Origin of the sequence: Flagellimonas sp. (assembly GCF_965215805.1) — a bacterium.
Classification (GTDB): Bacteria; Bacteroidota; Bacteroidia; order Flavobacteriales; family Flavobacteriaceae; genus Flagellimonas.
Map to the genome: position 1 here is coordinate 1,146,863 of NZ_OZ244124.1, position 25,416 is coordinate 1,172,278.

7 protein-coding genes and 2 pseudogenes are annotated in these 25,416 nt (G+C 43.8%); 2 read left to right on the top strand and 7 right to left on the bottom strand.

All coding sequences use genetic code 11. The annotated features are described in order from the left end of the window. Positions 1–18: 18 nt before the first annotated feature. Genes ACOOE0_RS05185 through ACOOE0_RS05195 form a run of 3 tightly spaced genes read right to left on the bottom strand, consistent with a single transcriptional unit; the run spans position 19 to position 18,084 of the window. Positions 19–13,758 (bottom strand): T9SS type B sorting domain-containing protein, encoded by a 13,740-nt coding sequence (locus ACOOE0_RS05185; RefSeq protein WP_420401413.1) that lies wholly within the window; start codon positions 13,756–13,758, stop codon positions 19–21. A gap of 1 nt (position 13,759) precedes the next feature. Continuing rightward, positions 13,760–15,817 (bottom strand): PorP/SprF family type IX secretion system membrane protein, encoded by a 2,058-nt coding sequence (locus ACOOE0_RS05190; RefSeq protein ID WP_420401414.1) that lies wholly within the window; start codon positions 15,815–15,817, stop codon positions 13,760–13,762. 5 nt (positions 15,818–15,822) lie between these two features. Further along, positions 15,823–18,084, bottom strand: a complete 2,262-nt coding sequence (locus tag ACOOE0_RS05195; RefSeq protein WP_420401415.1) for a gliding motility-associated C-terminal domain-containing protein — start codon at positions 18,082–18,084, stop codon at positions 15,823–15,825. A gap of 259 nt (positions 18,085–18,343) precedes the next feature. Between ACOOE0_RS05195 and ACOOE0_RS05200 the strand changes: the two genes are divergently transcribed. Both ACOOE0_RS05200 and ACOOE0_RS05205 read left to right on the top strand, forming a co-directional pair. Further along, entirely contained in the window at positions 18,344–20,029 is a 1,686-nt protein-coding gene (locus ACOOE0_RS05200; RefSeq protein WP_420401416.1) for a glutamine--tRNA ligase/YqeY domain fusion protein, read from the top strand. 211 nt (positions 20,030–20,240) lie between these two features. Then, positions 20,241–20,453, top strand: a pseudogene (locus ACOOE0_RS05205) (POTRA domain-containing protein); the annotation flags it as partial. Between the two features lie 9 nt (positions 20,454–20,462). Here the strand turns inward: ACOOE0_RS05205 and ACOOE0_RS05210 are convergent. From ACOOE0_RS05210 to gltX, 4 genes and pseudogenes are all read right to left on the bottom strand, one after another. Then, positions 20,463–20,525 (bottom strand): annotated as a pseudogene (locus ACOOE0_RS05210) (hypothetical protein); the annotation flags it as partial. 1,066 nt (positions 20,526–21,591) lie between these two features. Continuing rightward, positions 21,592–22,524 (bottom strand): SPFH domain-containing protein, encoded by a 933-nt coding sequence (locus ACOOE0_RS05215; RefSeq protein WP_420401417.1) that lies wholly within the window; start codon positions 22,522–22,524, stop codon positions 21,592–21,594. A gap of 98 nt (positions 22,525–22,622) precedes the next feature. Next, a complete protein-coding gene (locus tag ACOOE0_RS05220; protein ID WP_420401418.1) occupies positions 22,623–23,846 on the bottom strand; it encodes a hypothetical protein in 1,224 nt (407 codons plus the stop codon). A gap of 58 nt (positions 23,847–23,904) precedes the next feature. Further along, positions 23,905–25,413 carry a glutamate--tRNA ligase gene (gene gltX / locus ACOOE0_RS05225; protein ID WP_420401419.1) on the bottom strand — a complete coding sequence of 503 codons (1,509 nt, stop codon included), beginning with the start codon at positions 25,411–25,413 and terminating at the stop codon, positions 23,905–23,907. Positions 25,414–25,416: the final 3 nt, after the last annotated feature.

The following is a 25,416-nucleotide window of genomic DNA, read 5'->3' on the forward strand; positions in this document are numbered from 1 at the left end:
ATGCTGTAGGTTAAAGGATCAATTTCGATATAGGGTAAAGTGTCCAACCAATTCACGGTCATCATTCTCGCCTTGGAGCTTGATGATGTACCAGTAATCTCCAGTTGGGAGCTCACTGTTATTGTAGATTCCGTTCCATCCGGCATCGCCATAACGCATACGATAGAGCTCTCTACCATAACGATCAAAAATGATCATTAGTACGTTAGGGAAGGCTTCAAGATTGTCTGGCAACCAGTTGTCATTCAATCCATCACCATCTGGAGTAAAGAAGTCAGGTACCTCAATATCAATGAATTCCATAAAGATTTCCATGGTTACCTCACATCCGTTTTGGTCAATAACCGTAACAGTGTAGGTGTCGGTTCTGTTGATAATGTAGGTGTTGTCCGTTCCGTTGTCCACGCCATCAAAGATGAAGGTGTAATCTTCCAGACCTCCTTCGGCTACGGCCGTAATTTCATTGATGTTGTTGTTCTCCAACACCAAGGTCAATGGCTCAAATCCGGTTATGCTGAAATCGATGGTATTGATACACCCGTTTGCGTGCGCAATGGTCAAGAAATGATCACCTGGTACTATGTTCATGAAGTCGGATGTCAGTTGAAGGTCAGCTGGATCCGTGGAATCAATGGCATACATCACATCTGGTATAACAGAGGTGTCTTCAAAGACAATATCCAAACGGTTTGTGGGCAGATTTCCATCACACTCATAGATCGGGGTAACTTCCGCTGCAAGATTAACACCAGGGTTGATTTCTACAATGATGTTGGTTTCACAGCCTTGAGCATCCCTTACGAACACCACATGCATTCCTGCCGGTAGGTTCTGGAACAAGATTTGATCTTGAACATAATCCGCATCGGCATTCGAGTTCAAACTGGAGAAATAAGGCGCAGTACCTCCTGTAATGTCCAATTCAAAGGAACCATCTGCACTATTGAAACAAACTTCGTGCATTACATTGATGGCCTGAGCTTGGATAGGTTCTGGTTGCAAAATCTCAAATTGGAAGGTTTCAAAACATCCATTTCTATCTTGAGCAATTACATCATAAATGCCGGGTGCCAAATCCTCGAAAGTTCCTACCGTGTCAAACTGATCCAAGTTAGGTGTGATGGCATAGAAAATTTCACCGGTTCCACCAGAAACCTCTACGGTGATGGTACCATCGTCCAAACCTGAACATGTTACATCTGTGGATTCTTGTCGGTCAATTTGCAAGGGTGCAGGATCGGTAATGTTGATAGCCGTACTGGTTACCTGACAATCCATGCTGATTACGTTTACAAAGTATGTTCCAGCAATCAATCCACTGAATTCACCGTCATTTTGTGGTCCAGCAACGGAGTTGGTGAGACCTGCATCCGTAAATAGTTCATAAGAGTAGTTACCAAGACCTCCAACGGCTGTAGCTCTGATGGTTGCCGAGGCTTCACCAGTACAATTAATGGTCGCTGCACTGTCATCAATAACCACATCCAAAGGAATGATAGGATCTACGGTCACTTGATTTGAAATCATGGCCTCACATCCAAAGGCATCCCTAACATAGTATTGGTATGCTCCGGCTGGAACCGTAAATGTATGGGTGTTTCCACCAGACATATTGGTATAAAGCACACCGTCTGAACTGAATTCATATGGTCCTGTTCCACCAGCAGCCGTTAGCTCAATTTGTGCTTGAGCGGTACAGGTTAGCTGTGAAAGCTGAATCAAATTGGCCATAACCTCAACAGGCTCGGAAATGGTAACCTGAACGGTCTCTACATCGCAACTCCATCCATCAGAGACAGTAATGCTGTAGATTCCAGCTCCAAGGTTGGTGAAGGCAGCATTGCTTTGTGCCCCTGTTGTTGAAACAATGGTGGTTCCAGTTGGGTCGTAGGTGTTCAATTCGTACAAGTAGACCCCTCTACCGTTCAATACGTTTATAGCGGTTACTGTTGCGTTGGTGTCGCCGTAACACACTAAGGTGGTTGGCGTGGCATCAATATCGGCCGTAATTGGCGCTGGTTGTGTCAACGTAATAGGCTCATTGATTGTACAACCAGCAGTATCTGTAATTTCTACATCAAAAAGACCGGCAGACAAGCCCTGGAACACAAAGCTGACTACATTGGACACATTGTAAACCTGAGCGGTAGTAGTGTTGGTCAATTGGATATCATATGGAGCGAAACCTCCCGTAGGCGAGACTTCTATTTCTCCTAAATTATTGGCACAGGTCACATTGGCCACCTCAATCGGTGTTGCGGCCAAGGCCATATCCGGAGATGCTATGGTTATGGTATTGGAATCCTCAACACATAATGGATTGGCTGTTTGGGTAACACGTACATAATAGTTGCCTCCTGGGAATCCTGCTATTGGCAATGGATTGGTGCTTGTATTTGCTGATCCCGTTACCCCCGTTGTGGTTCCATCAGAGTTGAAAACTTCGTAGTCATAAGCTCCTGTATATCCAGTGACATTAATTTCCAATGCACCGTTGGTGTCTCCAAAACAAACAGCAGGCGCTGTTGGCGTAGCCACAACATCGATGGTATCGTATGGAGCGATATTATAAGGAGCTGTATCCACATAACAACCAGTGGTGTTGTCCGTAATTCTGAATGTATAGCTTCCAGGTTGTGTCAACTCAAAGGTTGCTGTTACATTGGTTGGGGTTGCCGTTAGAGTCCCTGCAGGGTTTCCGACAGGCAACAACTCAAATGTATAGGTGTTGGCTGGATTTCCATCATCCGTAACGGTAACCAAAACTTCTTCAGGATTGGCACAAGTAATACCAATGTTTTGTGTAACCGCAACCGTGAATACATTGATAGGCTGAATTGGAGCCACAACTGCCGTTTGCGCACAAGAGTTGGCATCGGTTACATAAGCTGTAATGTTTTGGACAACTCCCGTATCCACTACATCAAAAGTGTTTGAGGCCTGGAAGTTCACATTGTCAATGCTATACAGATATGGACCTGTTCCACCTGAAGCTGTTACAGTAATTGTTGAGGTGTTAACTGCATTGCTTGCATTACACACAAATGCTGTAGCTGAAGCAGAAACATTTAATACCGTAGGCTCGGTAACGGTCTGATCAAAGAAATCATCGCAAGACCTACCTGAAATAACTCGGGCTCTATAATCACCTTGAGGCAGATTGTCAAAGACATTGCTTGTCTGTGCTACTCTGTATGGTACTGCCAAATTTGTGATTTCGTACAGCTCATAGGTATACACTGGGTTTACCACGGTAACAGGATCCAAGACAACAGTCAAACTACCGTCGGAACCGCCATTACAGCTTACCGGAGCCATAACCACATCATCGATTACGGGAGTTATTGGAGCATCCAGATCCTGGGTCAATACCACAGTACAAGGGGTTACCGTATCTCCATCAGTAATGGTGAAGGTGTAAGTTCCTGCTTGTGTTAAGCCGGTAAAAACACCAGTTGTATTGTTTGCTGTGGTCAATCCATCAGGGAATAGCACATCATAAGAAAGGTTGGCGGAACCGCCTGTTACATTTATGGTGATATGACCACCTGGATCTACCGTACAGTCCATTGGTTTAACCACTGTTGCCGTAGCAGACATGGATTCGATTAAGACTTCTGGACCAATCGTGGTAGTACATGACCATTGGTCCGCAATAAGTACCTCATATGAACCTTCTCCAAGACCAGAGAAAATTGGACTTGTTTGAGGCGAACCTACATTGCTACCATTTCTGATTAATTGGTAGGTATAGTTGCTTCCCTGTCCTCCAGCTGTGCCAACTACTTCAATTTCACCTTGAAGCGCAGTACAGTTTTCTTGGTTGATTTGTAGGGTTGCCGTTATTGGGGTTGGGTCTACCAAATTTACATTGGGCAATTGGAATTCACATCCGTTTACGTCTGCCACCCAAACCTGATAATCCGTTCCTGCTCCAGCTCCACCGGCCAAACCGGAGAACTGTGGAGAAACTTGATAACTTCCTGGGAAGGTAGGTGCAGGGTTTGAAGCCAAGTCAACGAAATAGGTGTAGCTTCCCCAACCTCCAGCTGGATTTATAACTTCAATTATACCATCGTTAAGTGCACAAGTAACATCTGTGACCTGGGTGTTGGCAGAAATGCCCACGCTTGGTCCGGCGATTGTGAAAGACTCTGCATAAACACAGGCAGAACCAGGAGGGTTGGTGTCCGTCACTTCAATATAGTAATTACCTGCGGCCAAACCTGTAATGTTGAAATTGCCATCGGCATCGCCGCCAGCAGTAACAATATCATCTGCCAAATTACCCGGGGTGTTGTTGATATCGTAGTACAAAGTATAAGTAGTGGCACTTGCATAGGTTACTGCCAATGCATCCTGTAGATCAAGCTCCACTGCTCCGTTGGTGTCTCCGAAGCAAGTAATGTTGGTGGTGTTGACCACAACCAAATCCAATATTTCTGGATCGGCTACCGTATGCGAAGTGGCCAAGACACATCCTGTAACCACATTTCTAACTTCAAAATTGTGTGTGCCCACGGCCAAACCAGTGAAACTTCCAGAGGCTTGGAAAATTCCGGCAGGCAACAACCTGAACTCATAATTAGCAGGAGTTGTTCCAGAATTGGTTATGGATCCGTTGGCGGTGATGGTAATATTTTCACCAGCTAAACAAGTGGCAGCAGCGTCGATGGCAATACTGGCCGAAACAAGCTCGTCAAATGGCGCAATGGATTCTGTAACAGTACCTACACAACCATTGTCGTCATAAACATTGATGATATAGCTACCACCAGCCGTATTGGTTTCGGTGTACACATTGCTTGGGCCCACTTGAACCACAACATCGTCCCCAGTAGGAACAGTTCCCTGATCGTCAATGAACTCATAGGTCACATAGTTTCCACTTCCACCGGTTATAGATGCTGTATCGACGGTGATTGTAGCGTTGTTCATGTTGTTTCCAGTGGTACAACCGAACTCTACCACAGTTGTGTTTATGTTGGACAACACATCCGGTTGGGTAATGGTCTGTGTCTGTGTTGAAGTACATCCATTGGCCGCTGTGATTTCTATGGTATAGGTGATTCCAGCTGCAGTTCCCTCAAGCCCAGTGAAAGATGCAGTAGTAGCATTACTGCTTGTTGGTGCTAACGGGAAAGTAGCCGAACTACCAGGCCCAGAAATAATTTCAAAAGTGAACGGACCAGTTCCGTTATCAACGGCTGCAACATCTATGGTTCCATCATCATTTCCATTACAAGTAACATCTGCAGTTGAAGTAATATTGAAAGATGGCGTTAAGGCCGGGGCAACCGGGATATTGAACACTCTTGTACAAGGTGTTGAAGTCAGGTTGTCAAAGACTGTAATCGTATAGTTTTCAACAGTAGTTGTGCTAAACACAAACGGATTCGATGGAAGTGCCGTTCTTGCAACTACCGTTCCAGTACCATCCGTAATTTGATAGTCGTAATCACCAGATCCCGCAAGGACCTCAATGGTTATTTCAGCATCTGGACTTACCGAACAATCCAAGAGCTTGGTCAAGGCAACATCAACTTCCAAAACAGGATGCACGGTCACTACATCTGTATCGGTACATCCGTTACTGTCAAGAATGGAAATATTGTACGTTCCAGCAGCAACGTTGTTGAAAACACCTCCATTGTCCAGGTAGGTGGTTCCACCATCCAAAGAATAGAATATCTGTGCAGCACCACTTGTCGCGTTGATAGTAACCGTGGCAGGGTCAGAACAGTTATCCACATTGGTGGAATCAATGGTTGGGTCCGGGGTCAAGGTCAAGGCAACGTTACCCAAAGGGGTAGAACAGCCATATTGATCTTCGATGGTAACATGATAGTTTCCAGCAGGAGAGTTGGCAGGTATCTCTATTGGATTATCTGAAGTAGATGTAATAGTTACAAAAGGAACGGGACCCGTTACGGTATAGGTGTAAGTTCCACCGCCACCAAGAGGGTTTTGAACCTGAATTAAACCGGGGTTATCACAACTAATGTTCTGTAATACAACTGGGGTTCCAGTCAAAGGATCAAGCTCGTCCAAAAGTTCATTTTCGGTTGCTCCTACACAACTGTCCAAACCTCCATCAACCTCAACTACCTCAATGAAGTAGTTTCCAGCGCCCAAACCAGTAACGGTTACATTTTGTGGCGATGTATAAGGAACATTTCCACCACTATTGGCCACTGCAACAGGAACACCTGTGGTCATATCATAAACCGTCCATCTAAATTCTGTTCCAAATGGAGCTTGGTTATCAGTTACTGTATACGTAATACTTCCATTATTGGCCCCGCTACAAGATGGAGTAATGGCGGAAGTAATTTCTAAGGGAACTGTGATTAAGTCGTTTACGTTCACATTACTTTGTCTAACGCATCCACCACTATCCCTTACGTAGAAAAGATATGTTCGACCAGGCACCAAACCTGTCCAAATGTATCTACCATGACCTGCGGTCACAGGATTTCCAAGATTGTCCACACTGTCACCAGGGAACCATGTAGCGGTTCCGGGGTTAAAATTGTTAGGGTCGTCAGAATAGGCATATTCATATCCTGGAGCTCCCTCAGACCCTTGAACGGTGACCTGTAGCTCATTACAGTTTACGACCAAAGCCGAAATAGTAATATCCAAATCATCCAAAGGATAAGGAATCAAAAATGGAGGGAAATCGGTTTGACAAATGGTATTGCCCAAACCATCCACGGTTCTCATGGAAGGATTAACAATATCTCCAGAATTATAACCAGTAATCACATCGGTGGTTCCGGGAACAGAGTTGTCACCAGCAGTCCAGGTAGCACCGCCATCATCACTAAATTGAATTGTGCCCAAAGTAGTTGGGTATGCAGTAAATTGAAAACCAAAATCATTGGGGTCTCCAGTACATGTGGCTGGAGTTACACCTGAAATGGTGGCCGTCAACTCATCCGGGTTGGCAATATTTACAGGTGTATCTGTAACCAAACATCCAGTAGCATCTGTTACATTGATGGTATAGTCACCAGATAGCAAATTGAAATAAGTTCTGCTGGTTACCAACACGTTGGTATCCGTTACGTTACCCACACCCCCATTGTCCAAATCAATAATTTGGATGGTATATGGGGCAATTCCTGAAGTTATATCAACTTGAATGGAACCAAAGCCGTCATGACATTCTGGGTCGGTCGGGGTACTTGTAATGGTCAGTGGAGTTGCTGGATTAACGGTTACCGTTTCCATGAATTCACAGAAGGGTACTGTAGCCGAATTATCCCTAACATAAACATCGTAGTCACCATCATTTCCAGCTGTTACCGTAAAGGTGTTGGTTGTGGTGAACAGACCTGTCGGACTGGTGGTGGTTGGCACGAATGCGTATTCCAAATTGGGAACTCCACCAGATGCAGTTACGGTAATGCTACCATTTGCACACGTACTGATATCAACCACATCAACAGTGGCTACCAGGGCATCGTTTATGGTAATATTTTGCAAGGTTCCCGTACAACCGAACCCGTCTCTTACATTGATTGTATAGTTGCCTGCGGCCAAAGCAGTGAACGTGTGAGTTGTTGCCGTAGCTGGAGTTGGGGTAATCCATGGCCCGCCATTTAGGCTAAACTGGTAATCCCCGTTTCCAGCGGTAACATCTACCTGAATGGTTCCATCATTGCTTCCGCTGTAGCATGCGGTTGGTGTTGAGGTAAATGTAATAGGTGTTGGAGTAACCACAGTCAAAGCGGTATCGATGGGATCTTCACAAAGATTGGTATCCCTAGCCCTTACGATGTAATCTCCGGCAGCAAGTCCTGTGAACACATTGGAGCTTTGGTAAGCCGTTAAGATTGTTCCAATATTATCTTCCAACTGATATTCGTAAGCCGGTGTTCCACCCGTTGCAGAGGCCGTAATGGTCGCCCCGCCGTTGGTACAGGTCAATACTGAGGTGATTGATGCCGTAGTTACCACCGCAGCTGGTTCGGACAAGGTCTGATTTAGGGTAATCAAACAGGTGCTGTCCAACACATCCCTTACCTCAATGGCGTAGGCGCCAGCGGCAAGCCCATTGATTGTAATCGGACTTGTGGTTTGTGGGGCAGAAAAACCTCCCCCATTTATCTGGTACTCGAAGCCATTGACAGCATCAAAATTTTCTATTTCAAAAGTGATGGAACCGTCAGTTCCAGTATTACAGCTGATGTCAGAGAATGCAGTTATGTTTGCGGTAAAGGCGTTTCCAGGTTCCACGGTTACCGTGGTCTGAGTAACACAATCACTACCATAATTTACATCAATGGTATGTGTCCCCACAGCTACACTAGTAAACACATTGCTTGCTTGGGCGGCTCCTCCATTTAAGCTGTAGGTATAGGAGGGGTCGTTGGGCAATATGGTAATATCCCCTGTGCCATCACAGTTGTATGCCACAGAAGTGGTCAATGTAGGCTCTACGGGTAGTGGAGCTATAATTACATCCGGAAGGGTAATAAAGCAGCCAATTTCGTTAGCATCCCGTACCTGAATGGTATAGGTTCCATCGGTTAAGCCAGTAAAGACATGACCACCAGTGGTGGAAGCGGTCCAAGGCCCTCCATTAATATTATATTGGAAATCTCCAGAGCCTCCAGTGGTAGGGGTAACGCTTCCTACGGAAATTTGTCCTAATTGTAAACAAGTATAGTTTTGGGTCTGTTGTGCCTCGGCCACCAATTGATTGGGCTCGGTAACGGTTACCGTCCCCGTGGCCTCACAGTTGTTGGCATCCCTAATTCTTAAGTTATATGTTCCTTGGGTTAGGTTGATGAAGTTCCCAGAAACCTGATAGTTTGTTCCGTTGTCTATGCTGTACTGATAAGGGGCTTCTCCGCCAGATGCCACTAAAGTGATAGTTCCATCAGACCCTCCAAAACAACTTACCGGAGTAAAACTTGGAGTTATCGCCAAAGGCGCGTCTTGGGCAATTGTAATATCAAAAGAAGCCTCACAAAAACCAGCAGCTCCATTATTATCGCGGATATATACATCGTAATCCCCTGCTCCAGTAACGGACACAGGATTAGTAGCCGCAAAATCACCAGCCGTTGGAACTACACCATCAGCAACAACAGCATATACATAATTCCCATCTCCACCAGCACCAACAATATCTATATCTGTATCTGTGCCGCAAGCGGTAATGTTGGCCGCTGTCGCAGAAACGCTTAATTCTGGGTTAATAGTTATGGAGGCTGTGTCGGTACAGTTGTTCCCGTCCCTAACTTCAATGGTATAGGTTCCCGAGGTCAATCCAGCAAACACATTGCTTGCCTGGGCAGCCCCTCCGTTTAAGCTATACTGATAATTACCATCGCCACCAGAAGTTACGTTGGCTGTTAATGTTAATCCAACGGCATCGTCGTAGCAGGTGTCGTTGGGAACAATTGCAAGAACTGGTGGAACAGCAGCATTCAATGTAAAGGCGGTATTGACCACACAGCCATTGGCATCAGTTACTGTTGCGCTATACGTTCCGGTTTGGGTTAGATTGTTAAATACTCCCGTACTGTTTGTGCCAAAGGGAGTAGTGTCAGGGTTAGTAAGGACAAAGGTATTTCCTCCCCAGCCACCGGTTGAAGAAAGTGTTACACTTCCATCCGTGATACAGGTGGGTTGGGTTTCTGCAGCACTTAGCGTCAAAGCCGCGGCAGGAGCATTCACCATAACATCTGTGGTAGCGGTACAATTGGTTAGGTTGTCGGTTACAACTATTGTATATGTACCATCATCCAATCCAGTTAAGGAAATAGTTCCTCCTGTCTGGTTGTTTCCAGAGAAATTGGCTGGCCCAGTTACGGAATAGTCATAGTCCGTGTTGAAGTCGGAAACGATGAAATCAATTTCTCCATCTGTATCCGTGAAACAGGTAATGTTGCTGACCAAGTTACCAACCACACTGATTTGTGAAACGGGGTCGATGGTAAAGGATTCATCATAAACACATCCTTTATTGTCAGTTACCCGGAAAGTATAGGTTCCAGGGGCAAGCCCATCAAAATCTGCGGTGTTCCCTGAGATAGAAGTGGCCGCAATAGGTGCGGGCGCAGTAATCTCAAAAACGAAAGGTGTATTTCCGTCAACAACGGTCACAGTCACATCAGAGGTTAGTGCAGGACAGTTGGGAGTGCTAGCAGAAAAGGTTAAGTCCGAGGGAGGATTTAATGGGTCAAAAGTTATGGTGTTTGTAACAAACGTACAGTTGTTGGCATCTCTAATTGTAATGGCATAATTTCCATTGGTCAGGTTGGAGAATCGTTCTGCTCCAGCACCGCTAAAGAAGTTAACCCCATCAATGCTATATTCATAAGGAGCAGTTCCACCAGCCACATTTTGAGCTTCAATTATGCCATCCTGTAAACAGGTATAATCTTGTATCAATACGGCATCGCCGGAAATACCTGAAGTTGGCCCGCCGATGGTAAAGGTTTCTGTAAAATCACAGGAAACAGCTCCTTGGGTTTGTGTAATGTCCAAGGAATAGGAACCTTGAGGTAAGCCCGTGAACAATCCAGAGGTGTTTGTCGCTGTGGAGGTATCCGGGTATGTCAAGGTATAGGACAAACTGTATCCATTTGAATTGGTTACGTTTACAGCAAAGGTTCCATCTTCGATTCCAAAACAAGTTTCATCGGTGGCTGCGGTTGTGTAAACCACTGAAGGTGCAATAACAATGGTTGCTGTATTTGAGATAAAAGAACAGTTGTTACCATCAACAACCACAAATTCGTAATTGCCCTCTTCCCCGTTGACAAATGTAAAGTCATTAGCTTGTTGATATGCGCCTCCAGGAATATCCCCTACGCTAGCATACAAGTCAACACCGTTATAACTCCATATGGCATAATTGTAGTTTGGGTTTGGGAATCCACCTGAACCCGTTACGGTGATAACACCAGGGGTACAATCGATGTTTTTAGTGGTTACGGCGGTAACGGCCAAATCGGTAACATCGTTAATGGTTACCTGCTCATTATGCAAACAGCCATCATCTGTTGTAACCTCCACATCGTAAACCCCATCATTTAGATTTACGAAGGTGTAGTTATTGTCGTTGGAAGGACCAAAAGTGTCAACTATGGTTCCACCTTGCGATATTTCATAATAGTACTGTGCTTCAACGTTTAAAACGGAGATTTCAATTTCACCCAAACCGTTACAATCCGTGTCTTTGGTTTCAATGTCAACTTGAAAATCGCGATCAAGGATTCCGATGTTATCCAAAACAAAAACACAACCATCGGTTACACCTTGTTGTCTCATCTCAACCGTGTAAGCACCATTGGTAGTAATGTCAAAACTTGGATTGGCGTTATAAGGAACCAATACCGTACTTGTAGTTTGATCAATCAATCGATACTCATAATCGATGGGCATATTGGTTACCGTAATGTTACCATCAGTGTTACAGATTATATCACTGGAGGTATATTGCGGGTCAAGAGGGTTCTTATAGATATTGAAATGGAATCTTCTGAAACATCCATTTTGGTAGTTTACCACCAATCTGTATTGCCCTGCATCCGAGGCCAAGAAATCATTTCCTGTTCCTACAGAATTCCAGGTACAGGAGTTGTCTGTATTGGCACAATCCGGGGTTGATGCAGCGCAAGAAGTTTCGTCCAATTGTTCCCAATCAATACTATCCGCATCTGGGATATTTACCTGGATTAGTTCTGTGTCGTTGAGTCCACAAAGGAAAACTTCTGGAAGTTCCGCACCATCATTGGGACAGATAACAATTTCGCCATCAACAGTATTGGATGTGTCATTGATCAATGCGGTAATGGGGTTGGTAAGACCGGAACCTGCAGAAAACAAGTCCACAATGATGATTTCGGCAAAATCCTTACACGGATCTGCCACTTGCTTGTCTACCATATAAGTTCCTGGAGCGTCTGCCAAGAAGGTACTTGGGTCTCCATCCGGATCTCCGTCATTTATTACTGTATCTCCAGCGTCAATTAGGTTGTTTCCATTTTCATCCAAATACCAGATGTAGGCATCAAAGTTGTCCCCAGCATCAAGCAGTACATCCGCACCACACAATTCCACGGTACGCGTAAAGTTACAAGCGGATAAATCATCCAAAAGAAAGTTAGTGGCCCCGGGGGTAGTAAATCCACAATCATCAAAGTCGGATACACTGGGGTCATCACTAATCTGGTTGGCATTGATAATCCCTTCATAGGTGGAGTATGCCAAATTCTCAATAATGTCCGTACAGGCGTCTATAAAATCAAAACAATTCTCAGCTACCTGTACCCGCATTCTTATTTCAGAAACGGGATCGCCTTCTTCCACTAAATTGTCCGGAATGTTAAACACCACCTCCCTGGTTGCATTATCATATGTCCATGTAACGCCTGTTGGCACGGTAATGGTGGTTTCATCCAAGGTAACATTTGCCGGTAAAATATCCCTGATCGTGTAATTGGTCGCGTCATCATTTCCTGTGTTAACAAAGGAAAGGACATAATCCAAGTACTGTCCAAGGTTAACTCCTAAACCAGTGATGTCATTACCTCCGATATCCTCCACCTTTTTTTCCAAGACTATGGTAGGTTCAATGATTTCCACAGCAAACGTCACCAAGAATGAAGCAAACCAATCTCCGCTTGTCCCTAATCTTAGGGTAGCGCTGGTATCTCCATTATCTATGATACTATTGCCCGGGTTGTTTAGATCAAATACATCGGAATCAAATCCAATGGCATTGGTACTACTTACGTTTCTTGTAGTTACGTTAGCTCCATCTTCAGAAATTGTGGAGTTAAAGAAGTTGTTGTTGGGGTTTGCGGAATCTGAGATATCTGTGAATGTTGCACTACTGTTGGAGACAATACCAAAGGTATCTCCAGAAAGCGAAGTTTCACCTTCCAAGGTGCTTACACCAATACGGGCATTAACTGGTCCAACAGGAATGGTATTAAACCCGGATACGGTTATGTCAGCAGTTGAGTTTCCTGATTGGGTGGTAATCCCTTCGTACCCATCAAAAACAGAAATGTACTTTCCTGGGAGCGTTGGGTTTTCATAAATAACAACCAAAGTCCATCCAGCACAACCATAAGTGGTAGCACCTCTTGTACCTCTCACATTACCCACAAAATAATCTCCTGTTGGGTCGGCGAGGCCTTGGAGAATATTGGTTACGTTCTTGTAACATACATATGGGTCATTGGGCAACGTATTATATCCGTTGACAATAATATCATCCTCTTCCCCAACCGGATCGGCGGCTGTGTCGGCCTGTAGATCTATATAGGTGGCACTTCCCGGCACCCTAAACTTTACTTGGGTAACGTCATAGTGATTGGGGTCGTCCGTATAGCCGCTAACATATCTGCTTCGATGATCACCGTCCCGCTCAACATCGTAGTTTCCTGCCCAGTATAATCCTGCCCAATAAATCTGCGAACAAGCAGGGAGAGATAGGGTTGAACTACTGGAGTTGAAGGTTGAGGGATCGGAGTCGATATCAACGTATTCCACATGTAAGCTGTTGTTACTCCCATTGCCGTTATAAGGCGTATTCACATCATGGCCATTGGACACAGAGTTCATGACACTGTTGGACAAAAACGTATAATCCCCCTTAATGTTCAAATAGGTATTTCCACCATCGTTAAGACGCGGTGTAAAAGGAACCTCTTGAGCTGCGGCATTGAAACCTATGCCAACAAGACATAGGACACCTAGAAGTACTTTATAAAATCGATTGGTCATTTTAACTATGGGAGTTTGGTTTTACCCGCATGATCCACATTTCGTCATCATACGAGGCATTTAGTTTGGAATAGTATGAGGTAAGGGCATTGGTCCAGTTCTCATGTTTCTTGAGATAGACATACCTTAACTTATTTTCTGGGTTTATGAAATAGCTGGCGTTTAAGCCTCGGGAGTTCAATTCCCGAACAAATCTTCTGGCGTTGGAGGGCTTTTCAAAGACATTGGCTATAATGTAGAATCCAGACCCAAGGCCATTGATTTTGTATGTTTTAAAGGTAACCTGACCGCTTCCCGTGCTATTTGTCTTGGTCACATTTTTGGTCAATGTGTTATCCCCATATTTTGAAGAAGCACCGCGTGATGTTGGGGTTACATGATTAAGGGCGTCAATGCCATTAACGTTCATTACCCACGCATCGCCATTGTATGTGCCATTGAGCTGGGAGTGGTAAGCGCCAAGCGCTTCACTCTTGTTCTTGAATCCTTCCAGATAAACATAGATCATTCCATTTCGTGGGTTCACAAAGGAATCTGCATTGATGTTCTGGCTTTGTAGCTTGGCCACAAATGCGTCTGCATTATTTGGATTCTTAAACACATTGGCAATTAGATAATGCCCACTTTCCACGTTGGGAATATTAAAGGGTCGGAACCTTGTGTTTTTCTTGACTGAGGCTCTAGTGGTCTTGTCTTTTTTAACCGTTGAGGTTCTGGCCACCGCATTGTTTTTTGAATCGCTTAAACGAATGACTTTCTTTGCTGCGGTTGTATTTGTAAGACCATGATTGGCAAGAGGTTGTACAGTTTGCTTGGAAATTATATCCGTGCTGTCCATATTGGCAAAGTAGACCTCTTTGGCCTTTTGTTCAAGGTCGGGTCGTTCGCCTCTAGTTTCCCGCCGAACCATTTTCATAACGGTTTCGAATCTTTTTTCAAGGTCGCCCACCCTAGCCTGTTCCATAGAATCTTGGCGTAGCAATAGTTCGTCCAAAATGGCATCGTTTTCGGCCAGCTTGTTTTGTAATCGAGCAATTTCCAGGTCCTTTTCAGTAAGGCTTAGATTTTCTTGTGGAATGCTATCGGTCGAAACCAAGTCAAGTTCGTCATCCAATAACACACGATTTTCGGTTAGGTTGGGCGTAAAGGAATAAGCAAGGGAAACTTCATGGCTCACACCAAAGTTTTCAAAGTTGCTGGACAATCCTTTTTCTACCGTGTAGCCAATGGAAAGGTTCTTGTTTAGATTGAAACCAAGACCTGCGGAAGCTCCATAGAAATCATCATATCCTGCCTGAATCCATCCAAGTTTTGGAAGGTCAAGGATAAGGTTTCCGCCAAGGGTTACGTCATTTTGACCTGTTACCCTAGCCCTGGCCAAAGGCATTAAACGTGCTTGTTCAAGAATTCCGGCTGCATTTTCAAACGTATGGGTGTATTGCAAATGACCCGAAAAGGTCTTCTCGTCAAATTCCGTTACAGATTCACTGGATTTGAGGTTGTAATCGAATAGGTTTTCGGCATAACCTCCAAAATCAAAACTTCCGAAGGAAAGATTGAAGCCTGGCTGAAATAATACTAATGAGCTGCTCTCCAATGAGTTTAAGAAAGGATCGTTGTCTAGCGCATTGGCCCTGTCTTGATTGAAAGAGCTTTGATAATATGAAATATTGGCACCAAATGTGAAATTGCTTTTTGGACTTAATCGTATGCCATAGGCGTAATTTGCATGCACACCAAAATTGTTGAAAAGCCCTTCCCTATTGGTAAATAGGCTAAGCCCAACACCACTTCTATCGCTTACCCTTCCACTGTAACTTAGGAAGTAAACCTGATTGTTGTCATCAAAAGATACCGATTGGTTTCTGTGAAAAAGGTTGATATAGGATTTGTCCTCCCTAACCGTTGAAAATGTAGGGTTTATCAAAAACCTGTTGAATTTCAACAAGTTTTGGGACGGCACATCATATACCACAAAAGGAGTCTCTTCCTGGGCGCGGATTCCAGAAAAAGCAAGCAGTAAGAAGGTTAGTATTAGTAGAGGTTTGTTGGTGCGCATTCGCTTTATCTAATGACTGTTATGGTTCCTTGTTTCAGACTTTCCCCTTCACGGGTTACCCGGTAGTAGAAAATCATGTTTAGTTTGTTGAATTGAGTGACGGACTCAGGCCAGTTGTTTTCATAGTTGGTCTGACTAAAGACCTCTTTACCTCGTTCGTCATATATGGTTACAAGTACGTCGTCTTGTCTTGAGTAGCTGTTGGGCAATACCCATAAATCGTTGATTCCATCCCCATTGGCTGTAATCACATTTGGGATTGCAAATAGGTCTCTATAGGTAACATTAATGACCCTGCTCACTGTACAGTTTCCAAAACTGGCCACCAAAAGGTATTCACCCTCTTCTTGAAAACCATAGGAATCTTGGGCTCCAAGAAGGTTGTTCTCTGCATCGAACCACTGATAGGACTCCGCCCCACTTGCTGTGATGGTTTCCGTATCGCCCTCAACAATGATAAGTTCCTCTGAGCGATCTAAGCTCAACAAGGATTCATCAAAAGCGCGAACCTCAAGTTCATTGGAAACAATTGGACAATCATGGGTAAGAATTCGTAACTGATAAACTCCTACTTCTGTTGCCGTAATACTTTCTGTTGCCGTGTCAATGACTTCGCCATCCCTTAACCATTCAAAAGTTTCACCTCCAAGGCTTTCGGAAGCATCAAATCGAATGGGATCTGCACCTTCACACAAAACGGTGCCATTGGTTGAAATGGACAAGGTGGTATTGGCAGACATGGTAACCTCAAGGTCATTGGATGTGGCATTGAAGCTATCCACCGTACCTGTTAAGGAGTAGTCTCCGTTATTCTCAAAAGTGGAAATGGTCATGGTTTTGGACGTTTCCCCCGTAACTGCGCTTCCATCATGCATCCATTGATAGGTAAAAGTGGATTCCAATTCTGAAGTAACATCTGTTTTGGCTCCTGTATCACTTACAGCATTGATGCGCAACAAGCTTAGGGTCACATCGCCACTTTGGCAAGAAGTATAGGCTCCTGCATATTCCACAACAAACTCAAAGGATTCTGGTGCTTCTACCGTTGTTGTTGGAGAATCCACGGGCGAAGCCGAACATCCACCTCCAGTTTCGATGACGCGGACATGGTAGTCACCAATTTCACTGATTTCCAAACTTGAATTTGTAGCATCAGTAATCGGCGAACCATCCTTGTACCATTGATATGACGGGCTGGTTGCTGTTGATGAAGCGGAAAGCGTTGTTGTTTGGGACGGCAAGAGCACAATATTGGAATCGTTTTCCCGCGTTACCTCAAAGTCGCCTAAGTTTCTTATTACCACAGAGGCAGAACGCTCCAAACAGGCTGATGGCCCATCTACTTCAACTTCGTATGAACCTTCAAAACCTGAAACGGAGGTGTTAATATCAAAGGTGGTTTGTTCCAAGGTTGGCCCAGAAACAACAGATCCATCCTTATACCAAGTATAGGTTAGCCCCATTCCACTAATATTTGCTTCCAATTGATAGGTGTCACCGGCACAAAGGCCTACATCGTCAGAGCCATTCAAAGCAATGCCCGAACTTGAACCTGTTGTAATTTCAATGGTGTTCGAGAGGGTGTTGGCAGAACCCGAACAAACGGATCCATAATCCAACTCTACATAGTACATGCCTGGGTTAGAAACAGTAAGGCTCGCACCTTTTTCTGCGAGCAACGTTCCACTTCTATACCAATTATAGATATAGGTATCGGCATTGGATATGTTATGCGGCTCCAGGGTTACATCACCCGCACCACAAAGTTGTATGCTACCTCCAGGAGGGATGTCACCACTTCCATCTTGACTGATAAGTAAAGGCGAACTAAAATCCACATAGTGCATAGGGTACGCATCAGAAGGTGGACTTGTCTTGGCCGGATTGGTACTTCTGACCCTCATTTTGTAGCTTTCTCCCCGAACGTCGCCAGGGACCTGGAACTCAAATTCAAAGTCGAATGTTGCGTTTTTGTCATCAACACGGGCAAGCTCAATTGGGGAGCCAAAGTTTCCATTGGCATCGGAAAGTTCTAAAACAAATTCGTTGTCGGAAGCTACCAAAGGTGGGCTCCACGTAAAATTGACAAAGTATTCGTTGAAACTATCGGAAGCACAGGCAGCGGTCCAGGCAGAGTTACCTGCAAGATTGGGATTGTCCGCCGCAACTGGTTTGTTGAGTACTTGGGCAGTTAGCATATTTGCACCAAGCAACATCATTGTGAAGCTTATCACAAAAATGATGTTATATGAACTAGTTTTCCTCATCAGCGTTAGTTTTAAGAGGGTTGTGGCAATAATGCCTATGTTGTGCCCCTTAATGTTGTTCAGTTATGAGGGCGCCAAAAGCGCCAACTATTCCATATAATGTTCTAATAACAAATATGCTTTTATTTTCGTCGAACAGAAAGATATTGTTGTAGGGGGCAGTAAAAGTGTTGTGAAATGGCTTTCTTTGTATACACTTATGGGGTTGGAATAGCTATAAACCCTACATTTTGCTACATTTGCGCTTCAATTTTAGAATATGTCGGAAGAAGAGCGATCATTAAATTTTATAGAGCATATTGTCGAGGATGATTTGAAGGATGGTTATGCCAAAAAGGACCTTCGGTTTCGTTTCCCTCCTGAGCCCAATGGATACCTGCATATAGGTCATGCCAGCTCTATTTGCCTCAATTTTGGATTGGGTTTGAGATATGATGCCCCTGTCAATTTGAGGTTTGATGACACCAATCCTGCCAAGGAGGAACGGGAGTTTGTTGAGGCTATCAAAGCCGATGTTGAGTGGTTGGGATACAGCTGGGATACGGAGTGCTATGCCTCAGATTATTTTGGGCAGCTTTACAATTGGGCGGTAGAGTTGATCAAGAAGGGAAAGGCTTATGTGGATAGCCAAACTTCTGAAGAAATCGCGAATCAAAAAGGAACACCGACCGAATCTGGAAAGGAAAGCCCGTTTAGGAATAGATCCGTTGAAGAAAACCTAAACCTTTTTGAGGCCATGAAAAATGGTGAATTCAAGGAAGGCGAGCATGTGCTTAGGGCGAAAATCGATATGGGTTCTTCCAATATGCTGATGCGCGACCCAATTATGTACAGAATTCTTCACAAAGCCCACCACAGAACAAATACCGATTGGTGTATTTACCCTATGTACGACTGGACACACGGGGAGAGCGATTATATTGAACAAGTCTCCCATTCCCTTTGTACACTGGAGTTTCTTCCACACCGTGAGCTTTATGACTGGTTTTTAGACCAATTGGTAGATTCGAAAAAGCTACGGCCTAAACAGCGGGAATTTGCAAGGAGAAACCTTAGTCATACCGTTGTAAGCAAGCGAAAGTTGCTTCAATTGGTGGAGAATGGGGATGTTTCTGGATGGGATGATCCAAGAATGCCGACCATATCTGGATTGAGAAGAAGAGGATATACTCCCGAATCGATTAGAAACTTTGCTGATACCATTGGAATAGCAAAGCGTGAGAATATTGTGGATGTTTCCTTATTGGAATTTCATGTTCGAGAGCATCTAAATAAAATTGCCCCCAGGGTTATGGCGGTTCTGAATCCGCTCAAAGTTGTTATCTCTAACTATAGCGAGGGTGATGAGGAATGGCTGGAAGCAGAGAACAATCCAGAAGATCCGTCTGCAGGAAGTCGAAAGATTCCTTTTTCTAGAGAATTGTATATAGAAAAGGAAGATTTTCGGGAAGAAGCAAATCGCAAGTTTTTTAGACTGAAACTAGGAGGTGAGGTACGTTTAAAAAATGGATATATCATTAAAGCGGAAAGCTGCACCAAGGATGAAGATGGTAATATCATTGAGGTTCAATGCACTTATGATCCCAAAAGCAAAAGCGGAAGTGGAACGGAGGAAAGTTTGAGAAAGGTTAAGGGAACTTTACATTGGGTTTCCATTCCACATGCCTTGGAAGCAGAAGTGAGATTATACGATCGTCTTTTCAATGATCCAAATCCCGACGGACATAAGGATAGGGATTTTATGGAGTTTGTGAATCCCAATTCATTGCAAAAGGTTACTGGGTTTTTGGAACCAAGCCTTAAAGATGCCCAACCGGGTGAGCGATTTCAGTTTCAGCGATTGGGATATTTTAACGTAGACCTGGATTCCTCTTCGGAAAATTTGGTTTTCAATAGGACAGTAACTTTAAGGGATACTTGGGCAAAATTGGAGCAAAAATCCTAGCATAAGAAAAGCTTATCCCGATTCTTAAACACATCTATTTTATCTATTAAAACAACCAATTTTAGGCTGGTTTTCTGCCCATTTCATCTTTTGGGAAAGCACTGCTTTAGGTTGTGAGGAGTAGTTGCGGGAGAAGCGCTTAAAATAAAAAATGCCCCTACACCTGTAGGGTGGGTCGCGATTTCTCGTCTTAGTACTAAAATTTGCTTTGATGAGAAACTTTATTTGGGTTGTCCTCCTTTTTTACGGAGCGCACTCGTATGCACAAGAACAAGAAATACACAATCTAGAATTTGAAGGACTAAAACGGACAAAGGAATCTTTTTTGCGAAGGTTGGTGAAGGTAAAACCCAATGCTGCCTATGATTCTATTTTGATCAAAGAAGATATTGAGCGTTTGAAAAGATTACCTGGAATTGCCAACGCTTCTTTCTCAACCCGGAAAACTAATGATGGGATTGAGGTGCTTTATGAGATAGAGGAAAATTTTACCATCATCCCCGGTCTTCGAATTTCAACAGACAACAACGGGGAGTTTGCTTTCAGATTGTCAGCTTTTGAGTTTAACCTTTTTGGTAACAACCAACTTTTGGGCGGATTCTATGAACGCGATGTTTTTGATTCGTATGGGATTTTTTGGGAGCATCCTTTTTTGTTCAGCGACAAGTTGGGTATAGGGTTCAATTATCAGGATCGAACAACACAGGAGCCTGTCTTTTTTGAAGAGGGAACAGAAAACTATCGCTTCAATGCTAGAAATGTTGAAGGAGCGTTGTTATTTTCTTTTGATTTTAACAACGAAGCGGAACTTGGCGTTTCTTATGTAAAAGAGCAATATGAATTTTTGGGCGAAGACAAAGCGGTTAATGATCTGTTGTTTCTTGAAGCTGACAAACTGATTTATCGGGGCCAGTATCGTTATGTGGATTTGGATATCGACTATCAATATTTTGATGGGCTGATCAATGAGTTTACCGCACAGTATATCGATTTGTTGAACGGCGACGCATTGGGAAACCAATTTTTAAAATCCTTTGTGTCGTTGCGTAACGATGCAATCTATTATAAAAGGATCGGGCAAAATGGAAATTGGGCAAGCAGATTGCGTTTGGCAACTACTTTTGGCAACGAGGATTCACCTTTTGCGCCTTTCACTTTGGACAATCAGTTGAACATCCGAGGAGTTGGGAACACGGTTGATAGGGGAATTGCAGCTGCTGTGTTGAATACAGAATATAGGCATACCCTGTATGAAAAGGGTTGGTTTGTGCTACAGGGAAATGCTTTTTTGGATACGGGCACATGGAGAAATCCCGGAGAAGGGTTTTCCGACTTATTCGACAGCAGCAATATTAGGGTATACCCGGGCCTTGGGGTTCGGTTTATACACAAGCGAATTTTTAATGCGGTTTTCCGATTGGATTATGGTTTTGGTTTGGGAGACAATGCCACCAATGGGATTGTCTTTGGCATAGGCCAATATTTTTAGGTTAAAAGATATATGATCAATAAAAAGGGGGAGCAATTTAGCTCCCCTATGAATTTTGGTCAGGCAGATTTACTTATTCCTTTTTCTTGGTAACCCCAGTTTTCTTCATCTGCTCCCCAATCATATTACTTGCTGTAAATGAAGCCACCATATTGTTCAACATATCACTTCCAGCTTGAGGGGAGTTGGGCAATAAAATCAAATTGGTGTTGGTTTCCTCCCCTATGGATTGCAGGGTGTCATAATGTTGTGTAACCACGATCAAGGCGGAGGCCTCTTGCGAGTTGATCCCAACCTTGTTCAACACCTCAACAGATTCTTCCAAACCTCTGGCAATTTCTCTTCGTTGGTCTGCAATACCCTGCCCCTGAAGTCTTTTGCTCTCGGCCTCGGCCTTGGCTTTTTCCACAATAAGGATCCTTGCGGCATCACCTTCAAACTGCGCCGCAATTTTTTCTCGTTCAGAAGCGTTGATTCGGTTCATGGCCTCCTTCACTTGGGCATCAGGATCAATGTCCGTTACCAAAGTCTTGATGATATCATATCCATATTCCAACATGGCATCTTGTAACTCCGTTTTAACGGCAATGGCAATATCATCCTTTTTAACAAAGACATCATCCAACTTCATCTTAGGAACTTCAGCACGCACCACATCAAAAACATAGGAAGTAATTTGATCATGAGGATATTCGAGTTTGTAGAATGCCTCATAAACTTTTTCTCTTATGACCACATACTGAACAGAAACTTTCAGTTTCACAAATACGTCGTCCAGGGTTTTGGTTTCAACAATAACATCCAGCTGTTGAATTTTAAGGCTGAGTCTTCCGGCAATTCTTTGAATGAACGGGATTTTAAACTGGATTCCAGAGTGTCTTACACTGGTAAACTTTCCAAAGGTCTCTATAAGTACAGCAGTTTGTTGTTTAACAATGAAAACCAGGGAGATGAAAAACAAGAGCCCTATAATTATGAGAAGTGGGTACAAGAAAAAATTGCTCATGGATAAATAGATTTTAGATTAGACGTTTAAGGTACAAAACCCTTCAATATGATAGGTAGGCAAATTGACGCATTTGTTACAAGGTGAGGCAGATGGTATTAAAAGGAAAATGGAATTTTCAAGTTCGCGCCCAGTTGTATATCCGGTGCATTGTTGACCAACATATCCTGCTGTAAGTAGACCGATATTTCTGTTTTTTTGGTGAAGGAGTAGATTAAGGACCAATAACTTGGAAATTTATACAGGTGTCGGGCGGCTTCGTGCCACCTGGCAATCCTGTCAGGGCTAGAGGGAACATAATGACCCTCCTCCTTTTTATTGTTGTATGGAGTCTGTATACGATAGTTTAACCCAAAGGAATGGTATGCGCCTTTTGGTGTTTGCTTGGAGTATTCCAAATGGCCTTCAAAACTCCCAAAGACGGAACTGGTTCCCAAATCGACCTGATTACTGTCAAAGCCTACAGCCCTTTTTCTTAAAATATTGAGACCCAGGCCAACCAAGAATTGACCCTTGCGATTTGGACTAAAGTTCTTTGTTCCTCCTACCGAGGCTCCTAGATCTAGGGATGTATTTATTGAGCTAAGATTTAGTCCGGCGTGTGCTCCAATGTTGAGGATGATATGTTGTTTGGCAAACAAGTTGGAATAGGTGTAGAAGACTGTTTCTATTCCTGAGAATATGAAGGAATCTTCTGTTAGATTAAAGGAGTTGCCGTGGCGGTCAATATATTGGATTTGTGCCTGATCCATTCCCACAACCCTCCGCCCAAAGGGATCCTCACCACCAGCCACATTGCTGTGAAAAAACTCAACAAACTGGTCTCCTGTTATGGTTGAAAAAGGAAATTTGCCCGTAGTCAATAGAAAGGACCGGGTGGAAACCCTAAGTTCGTTTCGTTCGCTCAACGGAATGGATAAGGTCAACCGGAAATCTTTGATCACACCATCATATTGGAAGAAGTAAGAGTCGGAGGGACTCTCAGATGGATTGAACCGAGAATCACGGCTGTAAAACGACAGAGCTTCCATTCTTGCTTGGTCTGCTGCTAGGCTTGGGACAAAAACATCAACTGGTTGTCCCCATATATTCCCACTACTCAGGTGAATGTCAAACAGGGTTGCATTGTCTGGTCTGGATTTAAAATTATGAGGCAAAGTATAGAACAGTATTCCAAAAGGATGGGTGGCCAAGGTATTGGGTTTGGATATGCCATTTTTTAGGTGGAGGTCGTCACCTTTATGTTGGGCTGAAGTTGTCTGAAAGGGGCACATGACCATAATGCATACAAGAAGAAGCACTAAGTGTATGTACTTGTACATGAGGTTTTTAGGAAGGTTGGTTATCTTCCTAAAAGTAGGAATTTATTTTTCTGCGTGCTTAATCAAGGGCTTTTATCCCTGATTCAATACGGTTTGTCGATTCTTTCTTGCCCAACAAGGCAATGATGTCAAATAAATGGGGGCCTTTTAGATCGCCAACCAATAGTAGTCTTAGTGGACCCATGATCTTTCCGAAGGAAAGTTCACTGTCGGTTATCCAAGTTTTGATGTTGGATTCCAATGATGATGAATTCCAATCATCTGTCTCGGAAATGAGTTGGGCCACTTGTGTCATAAGATGGGATGTATCCTCCTTCCATTGTTTTTTAGCTGCCTTTTCGTTGTAGGACGTGGGAGCTTGGAAAAAGAAGTTTCCCAGTTCCCAGAGGTCTTTAGTAAAGTCCGCCCGTTCTTTAATAAGTTCGATTACTGATGTGATGTAGGCGTCATCGGGTAGTTTATCCGTTTTAATTTGTCCTGCCAGAATGGGCATGAAATCAGACGCGAGAGTTTCATTGCTTTTTTGCTGCAGATAGTGATGGTTGTACCATCTTGTTTTTTCTGGATCAAAACGCGCACCGGATTTGTTTACGCGATCTAGACTAAAGCTGTCTATTAATGTGGACAAATCGAAGATCTCCTGCTCTGTGCCAGGATTCCATCCAAGAAGTGCAAGAAAGTTGACAACGGCCTCAGGAAAGTACCCGGCTTCTCTATATCCTTCAGATTCGTTCCAGGATAATGGAAATATTGGGAAACCACCTTTCTCTCCATCTCGTTTGCTGAGCTTCCCTTTCCCTACAGGTTTCATAATCAATGGAAGATGGGCGAACTCAGGAGCTTTCCATCCAAACGAGTCGTATAGGAGTTGATGCAGTGCCAAGGATGGCAACCACTCCTCTCCACGGATAACATGTGAAATTTCCATTAAATGGTCATCCACAATATTGGCCAAATGATAGGTAGGCATCCCATCACTTTTGAAAAGAATTTTGTCATCCAGGATGTTGGTATCGATTTTTATGGTCCCTCTTATGCTGTCCTGTAGCTCAAGAAGTTGGTTCTGCGGGGTTTTAAAACGAATTACATAAGGCTCCCCGGAATCCAGTCGGTTTTGGACCTCCTCTGCTGAAAGGGATAGGGAGTTGGTCAGTTTTAACCTGTTGTGCCAGTTATAAATAAAAGTCTTCCCCTTGGCCTCATGATCTTTTCTGTGGCCATCAAGGGTGTCTGGCGTATCAAAGGCGTAATAGGCATTCCCTTGATCTATAAGTTGGATCGCATATTTTTTATAGAGATCTTTGCGCTCGCTTTGGCGATAAGGACCAAATCCACCCTCTTTTCCAGGGCCTTCGTCAAACGGAATCCCACACCAATTTAGGGCTTCAATAATATAGTCTTCAGCACCTTCTACGTACCTATTTTGGTCTGTGTCCTCAATACGCAGCACAAAATCTCCGTTATGTTTTTTAGCAAACAGATAGTTAAAGAGGGCGGTACGAACACCGCCAATATGCAACGGGCCTGTTGGGCTGGGGGCAAAGCGAACCCGAACTTTAGTGGGCATAGA